Genomic DNA, 21,000 nt, shown 5'->3' with positions numbered 1-21,000 from the left:
GCGCGGATATGCTCCGCGCGCTGGCTTTGACTTAGTAAAGAACGTTCTTCGCTTCCGGCTTGTCGACATTGTCCTTTGTGACAACAACGACGCCAGTATCGATCGTCTTTTCGACCTTTTCCTTGTTGAGCAGCTTCAGCAGTGTTGCAACGCCGATATCGCCCATCTGGTAGGAACCCTGGACAACGGTTGCAGCCAGCGTGCCGTCCTTGACGAATTCCTGCAAATCCTGGTTTCCGTCGAAACCGATTGCAGTAATCTTGCCCGCCTTACCGGCCTGCTTGATCGCCCGGCCCATGCCGATTGCCGTCGGCTCGTTCGCGCCAAAAATACCCTTCAGGTCGCTGTTGGCAGCAAGAACATCGGTCGTCTGGTTAAGCGCGGTAGCCATCTGCGACTGCGAATAGTATGGGCCGACGATTTCCAGCTTCGAATTGGCCTTGATGTAGTCGGTAAAGCCGCCCACACGGCCGATTTCCGATCCGGCGCCAGCAACATAGGACATGACGGCGATCTTGCCCGTCGTTCCGACCTTATCGATCAGAGCCTTCGCGGCGAGTTCGCCAGCCTTCTTATTATCCGTCGCCAAGAAGGACTGATAGTATTTCTCGGCACCGCTGGCGAGCTGGCTGTCGATGATGACAACCGGGATACGCGCTTCCCAAGCCTTCTTCACGGCTGGCACGAGCGCATCTGGATCGGACGGTGCAAGGAGAATGGCGTCGACTTTGCGGTTGACGGCATTTTCGACCATGTTGACCTGGTCGGCAATAGCCGATTCCGATGCGGGTCCCTGGAACGTCATCGTGTGCTCGCCCTTTACCTCGGCAATGGCGGCATCGGCGCCCTTCTGAACGTTCTGCCAGAAGGTCGAATTGACCGTCTTAACGATAACGGCAATTTCACCGGCTGAAGCAGTGGACAAACCGCCGAAGACCATGACCGAAGCGAGAAGCGCAGTTTTAAATTTACCCATGTTTTCCTCCAACTAACCGAACCCGACCGGAGCTCGAAACGGGGGAAGGCCCTACCCTTCCCATCCTCCTCTTCAGCGACGATTGCGCAATTGGTCGATCCAGACGGTGACCAGAATGACAAGGCCGATGATGATCTGCTGCGTGAAGGCGGAGACGCCATTCATGTTCAAACCGTTACGCAAAATGCCGATGACGAATGCGCCGATGAAGGTTCCGGAGATCGTACCGACCCCGCCGATCAATGATGTCCCGCCAATAACTGCGCTGGCGATGGCGTCAAGTTCGTACATGACGCCTTCATTCGGCTGCGCGGTGACAAGTCTCGACATCAGTACACAACCGGTCAGCCCGGCCAATGTGCCGGAAATCAGGTAGGTGTAGATCGTGATCCGGGAGACGTTGACGCCCGACAGACGCGCTGCAACGGCATTGGACCCAATGGCATAGATATGACGGCCAAAGACGGTCCGATTAAGAACAAACGCGGCGATGATGGCGATCACAATCATCAGGACAACGGGATACGGGATGCCCGGAAAAGTGACGACCGGAAACCCCTGTTCATCGATCGACTCCATCCGAAACAGCGAACCGTTACCCAGAACACCGAAGCTTTCTCCCAGTCCCGACACGGCGCGGGCGCCAGTGATCTGCAAGGCAACACCACGGGCAATCAACATCATGCCGAGCGTGGCGATAAAAGGAGGCAGCCGCAACTTTGTCACGGCGAGACCGTTGATCAGGCCGCAAAGCGACCCGGTCAAAATGCCGAGCAGCATCGAAATCCAGATGGGAAGCTGCAGTTCCTTGACGGCAAGTGCAGCCACAACGCCAGCGAGCGCGAGCACCGAGCCAACGGAAAGATCGATACCACCCGTAATGATCACATAGGTCGCACCAATACCGAGCAAAGCAATCGACGTGACCTGAAGCGCAATTGTCATGCCATTGCCGACGGAGAAAAAGGCGCTGCTGGTCGCAGAGAAGATTGCAGCAAGCACGACAAGACTGCCAAGTGCTGCAAATTTCTGGATGATATCCTTCTGCCGCTCGCTAAGGCGTCGTCCCTTATCTGCCGAAACTTGGCCCTGCTCTACCGGTTTACCGTTGGTTACTTCCGTCATGCTGATTATCCTTATTCGCCGCGTCGACCACTGCCGGACGCGTAATGCATGATCTCTTCCTGATTGGTGTCGCGTGTTTTGAGAGTCGCAGCGATACGCCCGCCATGGAAGACAGCGATGCGATCAGACATCCCAAGCACTTCCGGCAATTCGGAACTTATCAAAACGACAGCGATACCGCGCGCCGCAAGCTCATCCATGATCTGATAGATCGCAAATTTCGCTCCAACGTCGATGCCACGTGTCGGCTCGTCGAAAAACATGACCCGCGGCTCACGAAACAGCCATTTGCCAATGATGATTTTCTGCTGATTGCCACCCGACAAAAGACGAACCGGCTGATGGAGGCTCGGTGTCTTGATGCTCAGGAGATCGACATAATGCTGGCTCGCATCCCGCTCTTGCTTGCGATCGATGACGCCAAGACTGTTACTGACCGCCTGCATGCGCGCCATGACCAGATTGGCATCGACAGGCATCGCGATGGCCAAACCTTGAGCTTTACGATCTTCAGACAGGTAAGCGATGCCCGCATTAATCCCGCTGCGTGGATCTGTGATTTTCAATTCACTGCCGTCGAGCATGATGGTGCCCGCATCAAGCGGATCGGCGCCGAAAATTGCGCGCGCCACTTCGGTTCGCCCTGCACCCATCAACCCTGCAAAGCCGAGAATCTCGCCACGACGAATATCAAAGCTGATATCCTCGAAAACATCGCGTCTTGTGAGGCCTTTTACGGAGAATATGACTTCATCAGCAGGCTGACGGGTCGGCTCTGGAAACTTGTCCTCCAGCGAGCGCCCAACCATACGCGCAACGATTTCATCGACGGTGAGGTCGGCAAAATCGTCCGTTGAAACATATCGCCCATCGCGCAAAACCGTAACGCGATCAACGATTTCCTGCATTTCATCCAGCCGGTGAGAAATATAGATAATGCCGGTGCCCTGGCTTTTCAGGTCACGGATTACCTTGAAGAGAAGCTGTGCTTCCTGTTCGGTCAAAGACGAGGTGGGCTCATCCATAATCAGCACGTTCGCGTCGAGCGAAAGCGCTTTCGCGATTTCGACCATCTGACACTGGGCAACCGACAGCGTCCGCACCTGCACGTTTGGATCGATATTAACCCCAAGCCGATCCAGACAGCGCTTGGCATCTGCGATCAACTTCTTTCGATCAACCAGAAAGCCTCGCCGGGGTTCACGTGCGAGATAGATATTCTCCGCAACGCTCAAATGCGGCACGAGGTTGAGTTCCTGATGGATGATAGCGATGCCAGCTGCTTCCGACTCCAGCGTCGAAGCGAACTGAACCGGCGATCCCTTATAGGTGATCGAACCTGAATTTGGTTGGTATACGCCGCTGATGATTTTCATCAGCGTCGATTTGCCAGCGCCATTTTCTCCGCAGACAGCGTGAACCTCTCCGGCGCGCAGATCGAAGCTAACGCCCGAAAGAGCCTTTACGCCTGGAAATTCTTTCGACACATCTTCGAGCGTGAGCAGCACGCGAGCCGTTTCAGATGGCTTCTTTGCAGAATGACCTCTCATCGCGCTCCTCCTCCTGGTGCTCTGAAAAAGTTGTCATTTGATAGGGGGAAAAGAGAAATCTGGTCAAGCCACTTTATCGAAATTTCTTGAGAATAGCGCTAAAATAAGGAAAATAGTCGTGAAGCAATCCGTTCATAACAAATTTGGTCTTACCGCATGCTTGAAACGAGACGTGTCTATCAACAGATCGCCGACCAAATCCGCGCGCTTATCGACGCCGGTTCACTGACGGCTGGGTCGAGGTTACCGGCTGAACGGGAACTTGCGCAGCAATTGGGAATCTCACGCCCGTCGCTTCGCGAAGCGCTTATTGCGCTCGAAATCGAGGGGGTCATCGATATTCGATCAGGATCAGGTATCTATGTCCTGAACCCCACCGGCTCGGAACTGAATGAACAATCGTTGGGTGAAAGCCCTGCTGAATTGATGCAGGCGCGCGTTTTGATAGAATGTGGCTTGATCGCGCAATGTGCGGCACGCATCAGCGAGCCGGCATTGTCAGAACTGGAGAATATCCTTGAAGCGATGTTGCGGGATATCGATATCAATCGAAAGCCTTTGGAACATGATCGAAGGTTTCACATCAGCCTTGCATCGGCAGTGGGAAACAGCGTTCTGACCAATCTGGTGATCAAGCTCTTCGATGAGAGACACAGCCCAATCTCTGAACGCATGCAAAGGCATACGGAGACGCCGAATACCTGGCGGTTGGCGGTTGAAGAACATCGCGCGATTTTGACTGCCCTCAGGGCAAAAGACCCGTTTGCAGCGCAAGCCGCCATGCATGCCCATCTTGCGGCATCCGAACGCCGGTGGGTCGAAGATTAACGGCGCGCAACATTGAACAATTCTGCTGACCAGGCAGCGCGCGAGCGACAGGATTGCCCTCGCGCCGATAGATTTCACGCAGAAGCCGCCACCAGCAAGGCCGCGTTCAGCCGTTGACTACTGCTTAGCAGAAATCCGACCGCTGTTTTGCGCGCGGCCGTGCATTATTTGCTGCCCGCACGCACGGCTAACGGACGGCTTATCGACCCGGTCGCCCGCTTCCACCTTGGCAATGGTGCCCGACTGGAGCGCCTCAATTATATGGAGATGTTTCCGCCAAAACTATGCCAGAATCCCATGGATTGATGGTCAATTATCTTTAAAAGCTTGATGACATCGAGCGCAATTACGAAGCTCATGCCGAAAGAGGAGAGGTCGGCACCTCTGCGAACATCCACAAATCACCATCGGTACAGCCCCCTCTAAAAGCATCCAAAAATTCCTCGGAAACAACATATGCCTAATCACCTGTTTGATGCCATTCGCAGCGCAATTTCCACCACCGACGCGACCTTCATAGAAACACAAGCGGGAAATATCTGGACATATGGGGATATGCTGGCGCTATCCGCACGTCTTGCCAATGTGCTGGTCGAGCAAGGCGTTAAACCCGGCGACCGTATCGCCGTTCAGGTTGAAAAAAGTGCCGAAGCCTTAATGCTTTATCTGGCCTGCTTGCGGTGTGGCGCTGTCTATCTGCCGCTAAACACGGGCTATACGGTCGCCGAACTTGATTACTTTTTTAACGACGCCAAGCCAGCCGTTGTGGTCGTCTCACCGCAAAATGCGGAAAAGCTTGCCGAAACGGTCCGCGCCTGCGGCGCAGTTCTTGAAACGCTGGACGAAACGGGCAGTGGTTCTTTGATGGGCCAAGCACAAGACGCCGAGCCACAATTTAACGATGTCGATCGCGGACCGGACGATCTTGCCGCCATTCTTTACACGTCAGGCACGACTGGGCGCTCAAAGGGCGCGATGCTCAGTCATGGCAATCTGCTCTCCAACGCATTGACGCTGCGCGATAGCTGGCACTTTACCTCGGCAGACCGGCTCATCCACGCGTTGCCGATTTTTCACACGCACGGCCTGTTTGTCGCAAGCAATGTAACCTTGATCTCAGGCGCATCAATGTTTCTGTTGCCAAAATTCGACCCGGACCAAATCGTCGCTCGCCTACCCAAAACAACCGTGTTGATGGGGGTTCCGACGTTCTATGTGCGCTTGTCGCAGGATGCGCGCATAAACCGTGAAAGCACCGCACGTATGCGGCTCTTCATCTCGGGGTCCGCTCCTCTTCTGAACGAGACCCACCAGACTTTTTTCGAAAATACAGGGCATGCCATTCTGGAACGCTATGGCATGACGGAAACCAACATGAACACCTCCAATCCCTATCGCGGAGATCGAGTAGCAGGAACCGTGGGCCTTCCCCTGCCCGGTGTGAATATTCGCGTGGTAGACATGGAAAGTGGCACGGCACTCCCGGACGGAGAGACCGGGATGCTGGAGGTCAAAGGGCCGAATGTATTCAAAGGCTATTGGAATATGCCGGAAAAGACCAAGGCGGAATTCCGAGACGATGGCTTCTTCATCACAGGCGATCTCGGTCTTATCGATGAGAGGGGATATATTCACATTGTGGGTCGAGGCAAGGACCTCGTGATATCGGGTGGCTATAATATCTATCCAAAAGAAATCGAGAGCGAAATCGATCTGTTGGATGGCGTGTTTGAGAGCGCAGTTATTGGCCTGCCACATAAGGATTTTGGCGAAGCCACCACAGCTGTTGTTGTTAAAAAACCTGGCTCTTCGTTAGAGGAAAACCAAGTGCTGGCGGCTTTGAGCGAACGACTGGCGCGCTACAAACTGCCGAAGCGAATTCTGTTTGTAGACGAGCTGCCTCGAAACACTATGGGTAAGGTGCAAAAGAATATCCTGCGGGAGCGCTACCGCCAGCTCTATGAATAAGCGCGCGCCTTCTCGCGGCGCTAAGAGCCTGAGTCAAAAAAGCGGCATGTGTGTGCAAAAATGGTGATTTTCGAGTACCGGAGCGGAGCGTACTCAAGGTACGTGAGCACCGGAACGCAGAAAATTGCCATTTGCAGCTACACAGGGCGACTTTTGGAGCAGGCTCTAAGGTCGAACGTTTTCAACATAGCAAATCCGTTCTTGCTTGATGGACGACAAGAACAGAAATAATTTTGCGCGCGGGGGCGTTCATCCAAAGCTTCGGGCATGCTCCCGGTAGAGGCCTTCGCCTCACTTACAGGAAGCTGCATAGTGAAATACCTGGGCAGGCGCGATGCACTCCGGGGGGGCTTCCCCGATCAACGCGTTAAAGATAGTCTGAATCCAAGACAGGCTACTTATTATATAAAAACGATTGCTGTTATTTTTTAAATGTAGTTATACTGTAATTATCCATAGCAGAATGGAGGGTCACAGATGTATGCATTTGCTTCTGTATCGAAAGCCGCAATCCTTCTGGCAGCGTTATCTACGTTTTTTTTCTCCATTGACGCGAACGCGCGTCCTATTCCCAGAAGCGTCGTTGTCGGTACGGAGTTGAACAACGGGCGATCTTTGACTTGCAGAGAAGCTACCCGGCGTCTTGCAATGCGTGGCCTTACCAATGTCCGGGAAATCGATTGCCGGAGACCAAACTACGTTATCCGGGGCGTGCGTAATCAACAGGCCTTGCGGGTTGAGGTTCGGGCGCGTGATGGACGCGTTGTGCGCGTTGATCGGTGGCACAGACCCCACCGCAGATAGTATTTTCGTCGCCTGCCCCAGATTCAAAAGCAGAATTTGGATCTCTGAAATTAAGCATGGTGGGTTAATTAGCCGTGGGTTTTGGCCCGTCGCTCATCGCTTTCGTTTTCTGACTTTGTCTTGCTTAACTTGCAATTATTTCTGACGCTTACTGCTTCAGATGGAGGATATCATGAACCGATATATGTTCAGCTTGTTGGTTGTTACCGCTGTCAGCTTGGGAACAAGCGCTTGTACGTCGTCTGAACAGAGAACCGCCGGATATGGTGTCGGCGGCGCTGCAATCGGTGGTCTCGCCGGTGCTGCGATTGGCGGCAATACGCGCGGAGCGCTCACCGGCGCTGCAATCGGTGCTGCGGCCGGAACCTTGGTTGGTGTGGCCCAGACCCGAAACGGCGTTCAATATTGTCGCTATCGCGATCAGCACGGACGCGTCTTTGAAGCGCCTTGTCGATGAGGCTTGCGTCAATAGTGAATTGAGAACGTCTCAATGAAGGCTTCGGAGGGAAAAGACATGTTTCGATCCATTGCCGCTATCCTTGCATTGCTAGCCTTGACCATCGTCGGTTCTATTGCGGAGCCGGTTCCGGCGTTCAGCCAGAACCAAACCGCTCTGGTCGGCACCAGAATAAATAACGGCCACAGAATCCGCTGTTCGGAGGGCGCCAGGCTCTTGAGAATACGGGGCTTCCGAAATGTTCGCGCAATAGACTGCAGGGGAAGTCATTTCCTCTATCGTGGAGATCGTTTCAGACGAACTTACGATGTAACGGTGCGCGCGCGTGATGGACGCATAACCAACGTCCGCACTGTGAGATGGCGTCGCTGATAACACGGTTATAGCCGGGGATGCTCTTTGAATTACTTCGTGAAGAGAAGGGCTTACGCATGGAAGTTCACGAATTAAGCCATCTGGAGCGCAAAGCAATTGAACAGAAGAAATGGAAGGGGTTTCTTGGCATTGGCGTCCTCCTGTTAGCTGGAGGCGCGCTCTGTCTGTTTCTACCGGTCTTTTCGGAATTTGCGGCAAGCACCGTCTTCGGTGTGGTCCTTATGGCAATTGGTCTCGTGAAGATCATCCAGTCGCTTAGGGTAAAAAGCTGGGCGGGATTTGTCTGGCAAGAATTGACGGGTGTGGTGGAACTGGTCGGCGGAATTATGATCTATCTCAATCCACTCAAAGGCGCGCTTGCGATAACGCTGTTGATCGCGATCGTGGTTTTTGTGCATGGATTTCTGCAGATTGCCTTGTCGTTCAAAATCCATCCCACAAAAGGCTGGTACTGGTTCGCGGTCTCCGGGTTCATCGCCTGGATAGCCAGCGCCGCACTCTTCCTGAAATGGCCTTTGACGCGTGAACTCGCATCGGGATCAATCGCTGGAATTGCCCTGCTGATTGCCGGTTTTGCCTATGTCGCAATAGCTCTGAGTACTCGAAATGCATGAATGACAGGTCATTGCATGACCGCAGGGAGGACCCGACATTGATTAAGACCCTCGGTTATTATTCCGCGAATGTCGCCCTTTCCGGGTTGCTTTTGCTGTCTTTCATGCCTCCTGCCGCCGCCCAGCAAAGCACAACAACCCAGCCCGCGCCATCGGTGGTCGTCAGAAAGGCGGGCTCGGCGCCTTCCACGGCCCCGCTCCAATTCAATGGACAAGTCGAAGCAATAGAAGCCGTTGACATTCAGGCCCGGATTACGGGTTTTCTCAAAGTGAAGAGCTTTGAACAGGGAAGCGCAGTCAAGACAGGCGATCTCCTCTTTGAGATCGAACCAGACCAAATGCGGGCGGCGGCGGCTTCAGCAGAAGCGCAGGTCGCTCGCGCACAGGCGGCCCAGAATGCTGCCCGGCAGACCCTGACGCGAACACGCACACTGGCGAACCGGAACACCGCGTCACAAGCCTCTCTGGATGATGCTCAGGCAGCGTTCGATATCGCTTCCGCAGACGTTCAAAGCGCAGAGGCTGCGTTGAATACAGCCCGACTGAACCTTTCTTACACGCAGATCCGTTCACCGATCAACGGCACAATCGGCCGGTCTTTGTTTACGGTTGGAAATCTGGTCGGCCCCAGCGCCGGGTCGCTGGCGCGTATTGTTCAGCTCGATCCTGTCCGCGTTGTTTTTTCCATTACCGATCGAACGCTCATCGCCATTCGCCAGAAAGAGGCGCGCGGTGGAACCGTTGATCTGAACAGATTCCAACTAACGCTTACCCTCGCCAACGGCAAGCAGTATGGCTCCAAAGGTAACATCCAGTTCATCGACAACGAGGTCAATCCGCAAACGGGCACAATTGCTGTACGCGCGCTGTTTGCAAACCCGGACCATATTCTGGTTCCGGGCCAGACCGTCGCTGTCAGCCTGCTGGATGAAACGGCAAAAACATTGCCGATTGTTCCAATGGCGTCTGTTCTGCAGGACCGCGAGGGCAAGTTTGTTTTTGTGTTGAACGACAATAACACTGTCACTCGGCGGCAGATTGTGACCGGCATACGCATCGGCAACGATTGGTCCGTCAAAGACGGGATCAGCGCGGGAGAAACGATCGTCATCGAAGGCTTGCAAAGAATTGCGGATGGGCAGTCCGTATCACCTCAGGAATCGTCACCGGATGAACCGGGGGCCGCTCAATGATTTCGGAAACCTTCATCCGACGAACGCGCCTCGCAATCGTTATCTCGCTTCTCATCTCCATTGCTGGCGCCATCGCCGTTTTCTCACTGCCCATCCAGCAATATCCGCAGATCACCCCTCCAACAGTTTCTGTTTCGGCGATATATCCCGGCGCGAGTGCGGAAGTGATTGCCGACGTTGTGGGCGGTCCGCTGGAAACAGCCATCAATGGCGTGGATGATATGATGTATATGTCATCCACGAGCTCGAATGCCGGTCAATATTCATTATCAGTCACCTTTGAAGTGGGAACTGATCCGGAACTTGCGCAGATCAATGTGCAGAACCGTGCGCAACTGGCAATCTCGCGATTGCCTGCCGCTGTCGCACAACAGGGCGTTTCTGTTCGATCACGCTCACCCGATTTTGTGCTGGGCATCGCTTTCTATTCTCCCGATGACAGTTTGAGCGCGCTTGAGATCACCAATTTCACCACGACGACCATTGTCGACGCGATTTCACGCGTGGCAGGTGTCGGTGAGGCTAGTGTCACCGGCGCGTCTGAATATTCGATGCGAGTCTGGCTCAATCCTCAAAGAATGGATGCGCTCGGGATAACCATTGATGAGGTTTCCGCGGCAATCCAACGCCAGAATATCCAGGCTACCCTCGGGCAGTCTGGTGCGCCGCCCATGCGGGTTGGAACGGAACTACAATATACGCTGGTCGCACAGGGGAGGTTGCGAGATGCCGACGAATTTGGAGCTATCGTCATTCGCACCGGCGCCGACGGAGCCAAGGTATTTCTCCGCGACATAGCCCGTCTTGAACTTGGTGCACGCAATTATGCTTCAAGAGCCAGTTTTGCTGGTCATGAATCGGCGATGCTGCAGATTAATCAGTCGCCCGGCGCCAATGCGATACAGACTGCGACAGCCGTTCAGGCCGAACTGAAGCGGCTCTCCGCCAGATTTCCGGCAGGTCTGCAATATCACGTGGTTTATGACGCAACGCGGTTTGTGGACGCTAGCTTGCACTTGACGACGCGCACATTGTTTGAAGCCTTTGCAATCGTGCTCGCGGTGACATTTATCTTCCTGCAAGACTGGCGCGCGACACTGATCTCGGCCCTTGCCATACCGGTTTCCATGCTTGGTGCGGTCGCGGTTCTATTGGCTGTCGGCTATTCGTTGAATATGATTTCGTTGCTGGCCTTGGTTCTCGCTATCGGGCTTGTCGTCGATGACGCTATTCTCGTCGTGGAAAACGTCAAACACGTTCTGGACGACACGCCCGACATCACCGTTGTCGATGCGACGCGCAAGGCGATGTCTCAGATCACCGGACCGATCATCTCAACGACGCTCGTGCTTCTCGCCGTGGTCACACCCACAGCGTTTCTCGCGGGTATTGGCGGACAGCTCTACCGCCAGTTCGCAGTGACAATCTCATCGGCGCTGGTCATTTCGTCGTTCGTTGGCCTCACGCTAAGTCCGGCATTGGCGGCGTTGCTGCTCAAGCGCGGGCAAAGCGGTTTCAAGAGAGGACCACTGGCGTGGTTTACTAACATCATGGAACGAAGCCGTGATGCTTACGGCAGGGGCGTGGGCATTCTCGTCAAATATTGGTATGTGCCGCTTGCAGCCATTGTGGCCTGCTTTGCCGGTGCCTATCTCATTTTTGTCAATCTACCCGCCACTTTCCTGCCGGACGAGGATCAGGGAGCTTTATTCGTTGATATCCAGTTGCCAAGTGCGGCTTCGCTCGACCGCACCAATCGCATCGTTGAGAATGTCAGAAAGGTGCTAAACGAGACCGCCGGGGTTCAGGATGTGATCACGGTTGCGGGCTTCAGTATTCTGCAATCGACGAGCACGCCCAATGGCGCCATGGCCGTTGCCGCATTGCTGCCCTGGGAAGACCGGGAAAAAGAAGAGCTGGGGCTTAATAATATTATCGGCACTCTCCGGTCTCAATTCTCCCAGATTCCCGGCGCTATTGTCTCAGTTTTTGCGCCACCGGCGATAGCCGGTATCGGGTCCGTTGGCGGGCTCGATTTCCGCCTCCAGGCATTGCAAGGACAGTCTACGGAGGAAATTGCACAGGTTACAAATGCATTGCTTGGCTACTTTAACCAGAACGGCGAGATCGGCGGGGCGGCGACGACTTTCAATGCGAATGTACCGCAAATCTATGTCGACGTTGACCGTTCCCGTGCGGAAGCGCTGGGGCTCAGTGTGTCTGATATTTACGCGGTGATCGGCGCCAATTTTGGCTCACGCTATGTCAATGACTTTACGCTTAATGGGCGCGTCTTTCAGGTGAATCTGCAAGCGGATTCCGATTTTCGCGCGCATAGCGAAGACATTTTGAAGCTCCACGTGAGAAACCGAAACGGAACAATGGTCCCGTTGAGCAGTGTCGTGTCCTTGACCACCGTTCTGGCCCCTTTCGTCATTACGCGTTATAACCTTTCGGTCTCAGCACAGGTCAATGCGGTTCCGGCTCCCGGTGCGAGCAGTGGCCAGGCGATGGCGGCAATGGAGACTGTGGCATCCCAAAAACTACCTGATGGCTATGGTTATGAGTGGTCGGGCCTATCCTTTCAGGAAAGCAGAAGCAGCGGTCAGGAAGGCATCGTCTTTGCCCTTGCCTTTCTTTTTGCCTATCTCTTTCTGGTTGCTCAGTATGAAAGTTGGGCCTTGCCTGCGGTGGTGATTGTTTCATTGGGCGCAGCATTGCTTGGAGCAGTCGCAGCCCTGAAAATCTTCGGGCTGCAAAATAGCCTCTATGTGCAGATTGCGATGGTGTTGTTGATCGGCCTTGCCGCCAAGAATGCAATTCTGATTGTGGAATTTGCAAAAGAAAAGCGGGAAGCAGGTCTGTCGGCGAGTGAAGCGGCACGGACGGGAGCTGAGCAACGCTTCCGTGCCGTGATGATGACAGCTGTATCTTTCATTCTGGGCATCATCCCTTTGATCGTTTCTTCCGGCGCGGGTGCGGGCGCTCGTCAGGCCGTGGGTGTGACAATCTTTGGAGGGATGGTCGCAGCAACGACGATTGGTCTGTTACTCACACCGGGTTTGTATTTCATTGTGCAACGAATAACCGAGCGTTTAGGAAACCGCCGTGATCAATGACGGAACTGTATCGCAAGCGTCACGGCGCAGCAGTTGTTTTCATTCCGGCAAGCATACGGTGAAAAGCTCGATCATCGCCATGAGGAGGTTGAACCCATGAACTCTGTAAAACAGCGCTTTCATCAGTTGGCACTCTTATTGAGCCTTTTCTTGTTAGGCTCTGGCAGCGTTTCATACGCTCAGTTTCTGGATTCCGTCAAAGCCGGTAATGGAATAACCGCCAGTGTTGTAAGCAGAACTCCCATCGGAACTCGCGTTGTGCTCACCGGTTCGATCAAGGGCAATATGAGAAGAGCTCATTATATTTTTCAAGATCACACTGGAACGACAAGAGTCCGCATCGAACGAGAAATTTGGCGAGGCAGAAAAATAGGTCGAAAAGATCAAATCGAAATCCGAGGACGTGTCGATAACGATGTGAGAGGAAGGTTCATAGACGTCTACTATTTTAAAATACTCAAGTAGAATTAGAGAACTTAGACCCGTCGAATTTTTAAGAATTCGATATAAGCATTATTTTCTTGATATATTCCGTCTAAAGTAGTTTCATTCAATAATTCCGAATGCATTCTCTCCAACATCGGCTGAGGGGTCAGATAGCATGGGGTTGCTTGGAATACTGCTGGGACTAGCGCTACTCATGTGGTTTGCCTATCGCGGCTGGAGTGTGCTTCTGCTTTCTCCTGTCGCTGCTCTTCTCGCCGCGCTCATTTCCGGGGAGCCTCTTCTGGCAAACTGGACATCGACCTTCATGGGCGGGACTGCCAGTTTCGTGGGACGGTGGTTTCCACTTTTTCTCCTGGGTGGTATTTTTGGAAAGCTAATGGATGATAGCGGCTCCATCACCTCGATTGCACGATATCTGACGGAAAAACTCGGCGTAAAACGCACGATGCTATCCGTCGTGCTGGCATCGGCCGTCGTCACCTATGGGGGCGTCAGCGTATTCGTTGCCTTCTTCGTTCTCGTGCCCATGGCGCGGGAAATGTTCAAAGCAGCCAATATACCAGCCCGTCTGATGCCTGCGGCCATTGGGCTTGGTGCCTTTACCTTCACCATGTCGGCAATGCCGGGCACACCTTCCACAAACAATGCCATTCCGATGCCCTATTTCGAAACCACGACCTTTGCAGCGCCGGGACTGGGGATCATTGCATCAATCATAACACTGGTCTTCGGCATGTGGTGGCTGCAACGCGCGGAAGCCAAGGCGCGGGCTGCAGGTGAAAATTATGTCGATGACACCGGCGAACTGGAGATTACCGAAAAGGTCAGAGAACAATCGACGCTTTCAGGTGACTTCGACCCTGCGGAACTCGAACACGGCGCACGCGCCGACAACCAGCCGCCTTTTTTCTTCGCGGTCCTGCCCCTGCTTGTCGTCATCGTGGTCAATTTCCTGATGGCACTCATTGTCTTGCCCCGTATCGATTTCTCATTTCTGGAGCAGGAGCCTTGGGGGATCGATGTCGGATCATCAATAGGTTTGTGGGCGGTTCTCATCGCGCTGGCAGCGGCTATCCTGACCCTGATAGCGGTCAATTTTCGCCGCCTGCGGGCGATCCGCGAAAGCCTCGACGCAGGCGCCAACTCCTCTGTTCTGCCCATTCTCACCATAGCGAGCCTCGTCGGGTTCGGTGCAGTTGTGGCAGCGATGCCTGCTTTTGCCGTGGTTCGCGATGCGGTGCTTGAGGTGCCGGGCGGTCCGCTTGTCTCTCTGGTCGTGGCCATGAATGCGCTGGCGGCCCTCACCGGAACAGCATCCGGCGGCATGGCCATCGCACTCAATGCGCTGGGCGACGAATATATGCGATTGGCGATCCAGTACGGGATCAATCCTGATCTCATGCACCGTTTGACGGTCATCAGCGCTGGTACACTGGATGCGCTGCCGCACAATGGTACGGTGCTTCTGCTCCTTCAGATCAGCAAACAAACCCATGCATCGAGCTATTTTGACATGGTCATGACTGTGATTGTCGGCGTGATTATCTCGCTCGCGGCGGTTTTCGTGCTGGGTTCAATGTTTGGCTCCTTCTGAGTATGGCCATTGTTGTTGAAAGGAAGTTGAAATGAAAAGGACATCTCTCCTGATTGCCGTCCTGCTCTCCTTGATGGCAAGCCCCGCATTCGCCCATCTCAACCCCGCCGAGCATGGTTCTTTCGCCGCTGGGTTTTTTCACCCTCTTTCGGGCGCCGACCACATCCTTGCAATGGTTGCCGTTGGCCTTTGGGCTTCGATGCTCGGTGGGCGCGCGCTTGTCGTCGTTCCGCTAAGCTTTGTCGGCGTCATGCTGCTGGGATTTATGGCGGCACTCAGTGGGATAACTCTTCCCTATGTCGAACCAGTCATCCTTACATCGGTAATTGTGCTTGGCCTCATTGTCGCCATGGCGTTCCACGCATCGACCCTGACTGCAGCGCTCGTCGTCGCCTTCTTCGCATTCTTCCATGGCTATGCCCATGGTGGGGAAATCGGCAGCGCGGCGTTTCTTTCCTATGGTGTTGGGTTTGCGCTAGCGACGGCATTGCTCCACGCAGCAGGTATTGGTGCGGGCCTTGCAGCAGGCCGCATCCTGCAAGGTCGGACGGGGCAGATGATAATGCGGGCGGCGGGCGGCTTTGCCGCGCTCAGCGGGCTTTACCTGATGGCTGGATGATGTGAGCCGCATCTTGCTGGATCATTCGAAGAGACACGCTGAAGTTGATGGTAATAATGCTGGACCGGAACCGGACTTGCCCGTGCACTCTCCGGCTCTGCCTATGCTGCACCTCATGCGACTTGTCAGTCCCAGCCAGCCGGTTGGTGCTTTTTCCTATTCGCGTGGTCTTGAATGGGCTGTCCACACTGGCACCGTCACGAATGAAGAAAACTGTGCAGCGTGGGTTTTTGGTCTTCTGGAACACAGTTACGCCGCGCTTGACGGTGCAATTTTCTGGCGAATGATTTCCGCACTGACGCGAAGCGACGATGCCGAATTCTGCCGCTTGAACGACTGGCTTGGGGCAAGTCGAGAAAGCAGCGAACTCGAGCTTGAGGATCGCCGCATGGGCGAAAGCTTGCTTACTCTGCTATCGGAACTCGGTGTCGAGCGGGCGCGCAACTTCGCTTCGGAACAACGTGCCACCTACCCCGCAGCCTTCGCCATCGCAGCGCTTAACTGGAATATAGAGCCGGTCGATGCACTGCGCGGCCTTATGTGGAGCGTGGTGGAAAGCCAGGTCATGGCGGCAATCCGGCTCGTTCCGCTTGGCCACACGGCAGGCCAGAGGATACTTATTGCTGGAACAGCAAGAATTGAGCGGGCCGTCGAGAAAGCATGCACGCTCGAAGACGACAAAATCGGCAATACAGCGCCCGCACTGGCTATGGCCAGTGCCTGGCATGAGACGCAATACAGCCGACTATTCCGGTCGTAAGCGTTGCATTTCGCGATATCGCTCGAGATTTTCCTCTGCCGAACTTGCATCAGCCGGAGGGACGGGCACCAATGCCTTGAAAGCATACTGACCGATCAGCATGACCCAAGTGACGAGGACGAATGTCGAAGTCAGCACCGGCATTCCAATCGGTTTCAGGAAGATGGCTACCGAAGCCCAAAGCCATGTGGCCACGACAGCGCCGAAGATCGCGTAAAGAAAACTGCTCCAGCTGAAAACAAGGAAGAAGCCGCCAAGCGCAATTGCCGTTAACGCGGCATTGTAACCGAAAAGCCCATCGCGAATGGCCCCTTCCGGTCCGCCGAATGCGGCGGCGACCAAAGCTCCGGTTATCGCTCCCAAAAGGCCCATCAGCGCGCTTATCCGGGAATGGATCGCGATACCAGCAAGGATAATGTAGCCTGTGATCCAGTTATCCTGAAAGAATATCTGTCCGATGGCGGTGCCGATCCCCATATACCAGGTTGGGAGTACATAAGGGACAGCGTAGGAAAACTGTTCCGGTGACACCGGTTTCGCCATTGGCCCCGCATCGATGGCATCAAATTTGAGAATTGCGAACAGAAACAGCCAACCGACAAGCACGAATGGCATTGTCAGAGGCGCAACCTTGTGCGGGCCCAGAAGCGCTCCGATACTCGCGAAAGCCATTGTGGAAAAAGCTGCGCCAAAGATGAGATAGATCGTCATGGCCGGTGACGGCAGCGCGCCGCTGCGAAAATCGGCACTGGTAAATGCGATCAGCGCAAGCGCGACCAAAGCTCCATTGAATCCGAACAGGCCATCACGAATAAGCCCCTTGTCGGCCTTCAGTATGATTGCCGTCAGTGTGCTGGCGACCACACCCACCACACAAATAAGGGCATAAATCCAGGAATTGACCAGAATGGCGAACAAAATGACCAGCCCGGAAAGCGGGTTGTTCTGGAACACCACTTGTCCAATACCGCGCAGCGTACAATCGATAAACCCCAGAGAAGGATGATCCCGCATCGCATTGAACTGCATGAATTTTGTTCCTTCATGTACCGGTAAACATCCCCGTTTCTAAAGAATGAGGAAATTCTCTATCGCTTTGGTTCCGCTAACGCCCCGTCCGTCGCTTAAAACAGGAAATAGCGTTGCGCCATCGGCAGAACATCGGCTGGTTCACAGGTGATCAATTCGCCATCCACCCGCACCTGATAGGTTTGCGGATCGACCTCCAATTTGGGCGTAAGACCATTGTGGATCATGTCCTTCTTGCGGATCGTTCTAATCCCTTTGACCGCAACCAATTGCTTGCTGAGTTTCAGCTTTTCGCCGATACCATCATCAAGCGCTGATTTGGAAACAAAGGTGACGCCTGTGGAGCCAAGCGCCCGCCCTAACACACCATACATTGGACGGTAATGGACTGGCTGGGGCGTCGAGATCGATGCGTTGGGATCGCCCATCGGCGCAATCGCAATCATACCGCCGATCATCACAAGGCTTGGCTTCACGCCGAAGAATTCCGGCTTCCACAATACAAGATCAGCCCGCTTTCCAACTTCGATTGATCCAATCTCATGAGCGAATCCATGCGTAATCGCCGGGTTAATCGTATACTTGGCGACGTACCGCTTGGCACGAAAATTATCGTTCCGGCCGCTATCCTGACTCAGGGGGCCGCGCTGCACCTTCATTTTATGGGCGGTTTGCCAACAGCGAAGCGTTGTCTCTCCAATGCGACCCATGGCTTGAGAATCCGATGACATCATCGAAAACACACCCAGATCATGGAGTATGTCTTCTGCTGCAATCGTTTCGCGCCGAATGCGGGATTCCGCAAATGCCACATCCTCCGGAATTTTCGGGCTGAGATGGTGGCAGACCATCAGCATATCGAGGTGCTCATCGACCGTATTGATGGTGTAGGGACGGGTCGGATTGGTGGAGGACGGCAGGATATTTTCTTCGCCCGCCGCCGTAATGATGTCGGGAGCATGCCCGCCGCCGGCACCTTCCGTATGGAAACTGTGAATGGTCCTGCCCTTCATGGCAGCAAAAGTATCCTTGACGAACCCGCTCTCGTTCAGCGTGTCTGTATGAATGGCCACCTGAATATCTTCTTCGTCGGCGACGTTAAGACAATTATCGATGGCGGCCGGGGTGGTTCCCCAATCCTCGTGCAGCTTCAGGCCAACAGCACCGGCCCTGATCTGTTCACGCAGAGGTTCAGGCTTGCTTGCATTGCCTTTGCCCAATAAACCCACATTGATCGGAAGCGCTTCCACAGCCTCCAGCATACGATGGATAGCCCATGGACCAGGCGTAACCGTGGTTGCAAGCGTGCCAACCGTTGGTCCCGTTCCACCGCCAACCAAAGTGGTGGTGCCGCTGGCCAGCGCTTCTTCCGCCTGCTGTGGCGCAATGAAGTGAATATGTGTATCGATGCCGCCTGCGGTGAGAATCTTGCCCTCGCCCGCAATTACGTCGGTTGCAGGTCCAACGATGATGTTGACACCGGGTTGGATATCGGGATTACCTGCCTTACCGATCCCCGAGATATGACCATTCTTGATACCTACATCGGCTTTGATGATGCCCCAATAGTCGAGAATAATGACAGTGGTGATCACCAAATCGGCGGTTTCGGCTGAAGGCCGCTGGCCCTGCCCCATGCCATCGCGAATGACCTTGCCGCCGCCGAAGGTTACTTCCTCGCCATAGATACAACGGTCTTCCTCAACCTCGATGATGAGTTCGGTATCTGCCAGACGCACACGGTCGCCCTTTGTCGGGCCATAGAGTTCGGCATAGGCCTGCCTTGATATCCTCCCCATCTGTCCCTCCTAAAGTTTCCCGTTGATTTTTGCGTTGAAGCCATAGACTTCACGGTCGCCATCAAGCGCAACCAGTTCGACTTCACGATCCTGTCCCGGCTCAAACCGCACGGCAGTCCCGGCGGGAATATTGAGCCTGAAACCTCTCGTTCGCTCCCTATCAAAGACGAGCGCCTCATTGGTCTCATAGAAATGATAATGCGAGCCAACCTGTATCGGCCTGTCGCCGGTGTTCTCGACAGCAATGGTGCAGGTTTCGCGACCGTCGTTGAGGTCGATCGACCCGTCTTCGATGAAATATTCACCCGGTATCATGATCGTCTCCTGAAGCGCGTACCGAAAAGCGCCAAGCGTTTTCGGTACAAGATGCGGGCAGAACCAAAAGCAAGAGCAATTTCGGTCATTCAGAAACGCACTAAGGAATCGGGTTGTGAACGGTCACAAGTTTGGTGCCGTCTGGAAAAGTGGCTTCCACCTGAATGTCGTGGATCATTTCAGGCACGCCCTCCATCACCTCATCCCGGCTGAGAAGCGTGGCCCCGTAGGACATGAGTTCCGCGACCGTTTTACCGTCGCGGGCACCCTCCAGAATTTCAGCGGAGATGTAAGCCACAACCTCTGGATAGTTCAGTTTCAACCCTCTGGCTCGGCGTCGCTCCGCAACCAATGCTGCAGTGAAAATCAGAAGTTTGTCCTTTTCACGTGGCAATAGTTCCATCGGTAGACCCTCTCCAAAGTCAGTTATGTTGCCCAGATGCGCGGTGCAGTGGCCGGTTTTCCTAATCCCATTTCGCGTAGAACCTCCCACGCCTTGCGAAATAGCGCCTTGGCTTCCGACATCCGCCCGCCGAGATAGCGGCAGACAATCACCCTTTCGAGCCGCGACGCCGAAAACAGATTTCTGGCTGTTTCACCCACCGCTTCGCGAATGGCCTGAAGTGCGTTTTCCGCAGCCGGACCGGCATAAACCATCGTGGCAACAATTGGTTTGGCGCAAAATGCATAGGCCGCATTCACCGCTGGTGCGGCACCACGAAGGCGAAATTGTTCGAACCAGATTGGCTTTCCGTCCCTGAATATTTCGACCCGTTGCCGGACTTCGCCCCTGTCGAAGCTTTCCTGACAGGCAGGACGCCCCAGACTGAAAATGTCCCACCCCAGATAGACTGCATCACCGCTCAGGGAGACATGCGTGCTTATGGATGCTCTGGCGCCGTCAAAAACGATTGTTTCCTGCGGGAGATACTCGCATATGCCACCTTCACTCACATCGATCCTTGTCCTCTGTGCGCTCTGGCCTCGCTCACTGCGATAGAATTTCGTGGCGCCCGGTGTTGTCAGAACAGCTCTGGCCTTGCGACCCAAAAAGCACGTAATATCGAGAACATCATCCCCTGCAACGCCACCCGGCGGATGAAGGAGATAGACATGCGCGCTGCCGTCTTTCTCAGGATAAAAAGGCTGTTGAACCGCAAGGGGACCCACATGGCGCCGCCGCATCAGCCGCGTCACTTCACGATTATGCTCAAACCGAAGTTCAAGCTCTGCATGCCAACCCTTGTTCATCTACAAAAGCCACCTCTGTGCTATTGGAGAACTTAATTGCGCTGTTGACGCTTGAGGTAAAAACTGGGCAAGGCAGTAAAGTATGTCGATAATAACAAGGCGCCATGACTGCTACAAGTTTAAAGTTATCGACACTCATGGCGACCGCCAATTTAAATATCAGTGTGTGAAAATTGA

18 protein-coding genes and 1 pseudogene are annotated in these 21,000 nt (G+C 54.2%); 11 read left to right on the top strand and 8 right to left on the bottom strand.

Going from position 1 to position 21,000, the window contains the following annotated elements:
• Positions 1 to 31: 31 nt before the first annotated feature.
• The 3 genes from WIX40_RS18145 to WIX40_RS18135 form a co-directional block, all read right to left on the bottom strand.
• A complete protein-coding gene (locus WIX40_RS18145; protein ID WP_339441229.1) occupies positions 32 to 976 on the bottom strand; it encodes an ABC transporter substrate-binding protein in 945 nt (314 codons plus the stop codon).
• A 72-nt stretch (positions 977 to 1,048) separates the two neighbouring features.
• Entirely contained in the window at positions 1,049 to 2,101 is a 1,053-nt protein-coding gene (locus WIX40_RS18140) for an ABC transporter permease (RefSeq protein WP_109366112.1), read from the bottom strand.
• A gap of 11 nt (positions 2,102 to 2,112) precedes the next feature.
• Entirely contained in the window at positions 2,113 to 3,651 is a 1,539-nt protein-coding gene (locus WIX40_RS18135; protein WP_339441227.1) for a sugar ABC transporter ATP-binding protein, read from the bottom strand.
• Positions 3,652 to 3,807: 156 nt separating this feature from the next.
• Between WIX40_RS18135 and WIX40_RS18130 the strand changes: the two genes are divergently transcribed.
• The 11 genes and pseudogenes from WIX40_RS18130 (at position 3,808) to WIX40_RS18080 (ending at position 16,429) form a co-directional block, all read left to right on the top strand.
• Positions 3,808 to 4,479, top strand: coding sequence for a FadR/GntR family transcriptional regulator (locus WIX40_RS18130; RefSeq protein ID WP_109366114.1), 672 nt, complete (start codon positions 3,808 to 3,810; stop codon positions 4,477 to 4,479).
• A 138-nt stretch (positions 4,480 to 4,617) separates the two neighbouring features.
• Positions 4,618 to 4,943, top strand: a pseudogene (locus WIX40_RS18125) (malonyl-CoA decarboxylase domain-containing protein); the annotation flags it as partial.
• Entirely contained in the window at positions 4,936 to 6,447 is a 1,512-nt protein-coding gene (locus WIX40_RS18120) for a malonate--CoA ligase (protein ID WP_339441225.1), read from the top strand. The pseudogene WIX40_RS18125 and the gene WIX40_RS18120, both read left to right, overlap by 8 nt.
• A gap of 976 nt (positions 6,448 to 7,423) precedes the next feature.
• Positions 7,424 to 7,708 (top strand): YMGG-like glycine zipper-containing protein, encoded by a 285-nt coding sequence (locus WIX40_RS18115; RefSeq protein WP_109366116.1) that lies wholly within the window; start codon positions 7,424 to 7,426, stop codon positions 7,706 to 7,708.
• A gap of 431 nt (positions 7,709 to 8,139) precedes the next feature.
• A complete protein-coding gene (locus WIX40_RS18110) occupies positions 8,140 to 8,697 on the top strand; it encodes an HdeD family acid-resistance protein (RefSeq protein ID WP_339441223.1) in 558 nt (185 codons plus the stop codon).
• Positions 8,694 to 9,890, top strand: a complete 1,197-nt coding sequence (locus WIX40_RS18105) for an efflux RND transporter periplasmic adaptor subunit (RefSeq protein WP_339441221.1) — start codon at positions 8,694 to 8,696, stop codon at positions 9,888 to 9,890. Before WIX40_RS18110 ends, WIX40_RS18105 begins: the two co-directional genes overlap by 4 nt.
• Positions 9,887 to 13,009 (top strand): efflux RND transporter permease subunit, encoded by a 3,123-nt coding sequence (locus WIX40_RS18100; protein ID WP_339441219.1) that lies wholly within the window; start codon positions 9,887 to 9,889, stop codon positions 13,007 to 13,009. Before WIX40_RS18105 ends, WIX40_RS18100 begins: the two co-directional genes overlap by 4 nt.
• 96 nt (positions 13,010 to 13,105) lie before the next feature.
• On the top strand, positions 13,106 to 13,474 hold the full coding sequence (locus WIX40_RS18095; RefSeq protein WP_140025563.1) for a YgiW/YdeI family stress tolerance OB fold protein: 369 nt from the start codon (positions 13,106 to 13,108) through the stop codon (positions 13,472 to 13,474).
• A gap of 136 nt (positions 13,475 to 13,610) precedes the next feature.
• Positions 13,611 to 15,050, top strand: a complete 1,440-nt coding sequence (locus tag WIX40_RS18090; RefSeq protein WP_339441216.1) for a GntP family permease — start codon at positions 13,611 to 13,613, stop codon at positions 15,048 to 15,050.
• Between the two features lie 31 nt (positions 15,051 to 15,081).
• The gene (locus WIX40_RS18085; protein WP_339441215.1) at positions 15,082 to 15,669 is read left to right on the top strand and encodes a HupE/UreJ family protein; all 588 of its coding nucleotides are present in this window, start codon (positions 15,082 to 15,084) and stop codon (positions 15,667 to 15,669) included.
• A gap of 1 nt (position 15,670) precedes the next feature.
• On the top strand, positions 15,671 to 16,429 hold the full coding sequence (locus tag WIX40_RS18080; protein WP_109366124.1) for an urease accessory protein UreF: 759 nt from the start codon (positions 15,671 to 15,673) through the stop codon (positions 16,427 to 16,429).
• Here the strand turns inward: WIX40_RS18080 and WIX40_RS18075 are convergent.
• From WIX40_RS18075 to WIX40_RS18055, 5 genes are all read right to left on the bottom strand, one after another.
• On the bottom strand, positions 16,415 to 17,458 hold the full coding sequence (locus WIX40_RS18075) for an urea transporter (RefSeq protein ID WP_339441214.1): 1,044 nt from the start codon (positions 17,456 to 17,458) through the stop codon (positions 16,415 to 16,417). The genes WIX40_RS18080 and WIX40_RS18075 overlap by 15 nt on opposite strands.
• Positions 17,459 to 17,553: 95 nt before the next feature.
• Entirely contained in the window at positions 17,554 to 19,257 is a 1,704-nt protein-coding gene (gene ureC, locus WIX40_RS18070; protein ID WP_339441212.1) for an urease subunit alpha, read from the bottom strand.
• Between the two features lie 9 nt (positions 19,258 to 19,266).
• Positions 19,267 to 19,572, bottom strand: a complete 306-nt coding sequence (locus tag WIX40_RS18065) for an urease subunit beta (RefSeq protein ID WP_109366127.1) — start codon at positions 19,570 to 19,572, stop codon at positions 19,267 to 19,269.
• 100 nt (positions 19,573 to 19,672) lie between these two features.
• A complete protein-coding gene (ureA, locus tag WIX40_RS18060) occupies positions 19,673 to 19,975 on the bottom strand; it encodes an urease subunit gamma (protein ID WP_109366128.1) in 303 nt (100 codons plus the stop codon).
• Positions 19,976 to 19,998: 23 nt separating this feature from the next.
• Entirely contained in the window at positions 19,999 to 20,823 is an 825-nt protein-coding gene (locus tag WIX40_RS18055) for an urease accessory protein UreD (protein ID WP_339441209.1), read from the bottom strand.
• Positions 20,824 to 21,000: the final 177 nt, after the last annotated feature.

Origin of the sequence: Ochrobactrum teleogrylli (assembly GCF_037482325.1) — a bacterium.
Classification (GTDB): domain Bacteria; phylum Pseudomonadota; class Alphaproteobacteria; order Rhizobiales; family Rhizobiaceae; genus Brucella; species Brucella teleogrylli.
This window is presented reverse-complemented; position numbering and strand designations above follow the sequence as displayed.

Coding starts and splice junctions, on each gene's coding strand:
- WIX40_RS18145 (WP_339441229.1), bottom strand. CDS start 976: ATGGGTAAATTTAAAACTGCGCTTCTCGCTTCGGTCATGGTCTTCGGC.
- WIX40_RS18140 (WP_109366112.1), bottom strand. CDS start 2,101: ATGACGGAAGTAACCAACGGTAAACCGGTAGAGCAGGGCCAAGTTTCG.
- WIX40_RS18135 (WP_339441227.1), bottom strand. CDS start 3,651: ATGAGAGGTCATTCTGCAAAGAAGCCATCTGAAACGGCTCGCGTGCTG.
- WIX40_RS18130 (WP_109366114.1), top strand. CDS start 3,808: ATGCTTGAAACGAGACGTGTCTATCAACAGATCGCCGACCAAATCCGC.
- WIX40_RS18120 (WP_339441225.1), top strand. CDS start 4,936: ATGCCTAATCACCTGTTTGATGCCATTCGCAGCGCAATTTCCACCACC.
- WIX40_RS18115 (WP_109366116.1), top strand. CDS start 7,424: ATGAACCGATATATGTTCAGCTTGTTGGTTGTTACCGCTGTCAGCTTG.
- WIX40_RS18110 (WP_339441223.1), top strand. CDS start 8,140: ATGGAAGTTCACGAATTAAGCCATCTGGAGCGCAAAGCAATTGAACAG.
- WIX40_RS18105 (WP_339441221.1), top strand. CDS start 8,694: ATGAATGACAGGTCATTGCATGACCGCAGGGAGGACCCGACATTGATT.
- WIX40_RS18100 (WP_339441219.1), top strand. CDS start 9,887: ATGATTTCGGAAACCTTCATCCGACGAACGCGCCTCGCAATCGTTATC.
- WIX40_RS18095 (WP_140025563.1), top strand. CDS start 13,106: ATGAACTCTGTAAAACAGCGCTTTCATCAGTTGGCACTCTTATTGAGC.
- WIX40_RS18090 (WP_339441216.1), top strand. CDS start 13,611: ATGGGGTTGCTTGGAATACTGCTGGGACTAGCGCTACTCATGTGGTTT.
- WIX40_RS18085 (WP_339441215.1), top strand. CDS start 15,082: ATGAAAAGGACATCTCTCCTGATTGCCGTCCTGCTCTCCTTGATGGCA.
- WIX40_RS18075 (WP_339441214.1), bottom strand. CDS start 17,458: ATGCAGTTCAATGCGATGCGGGATCATCCTTCTCTGGGGTTTATCGAT.
- ureC (WP_339441212.1), bottom strand. CDS start 19,257: ATGGGGAGGATATCAAGGCAGGCCTATGCCGAACTCTATGGCCCGACA.
- WIX40_RS18065 (WP_109366127.1), bottom strand. CDS start 19,572: ATGATACCGGGTGAATATTTCATCGAAGACGGGTCGATCGACCTCAAC.
- ureA (WP_109366128.1), bottom strand. CDS start 19,975: ATGGAACTATTGCCACGTGAAAAGGACAAACTTCTGATTTTCACTGCA.
- WIX40_RS18055 (WP_339441209.1), bottom strand. CDS start 20,823: ATGAACAAGGGTTGGCATGCAGAGCTTGAACTTCGGTTTGAGCATAAT.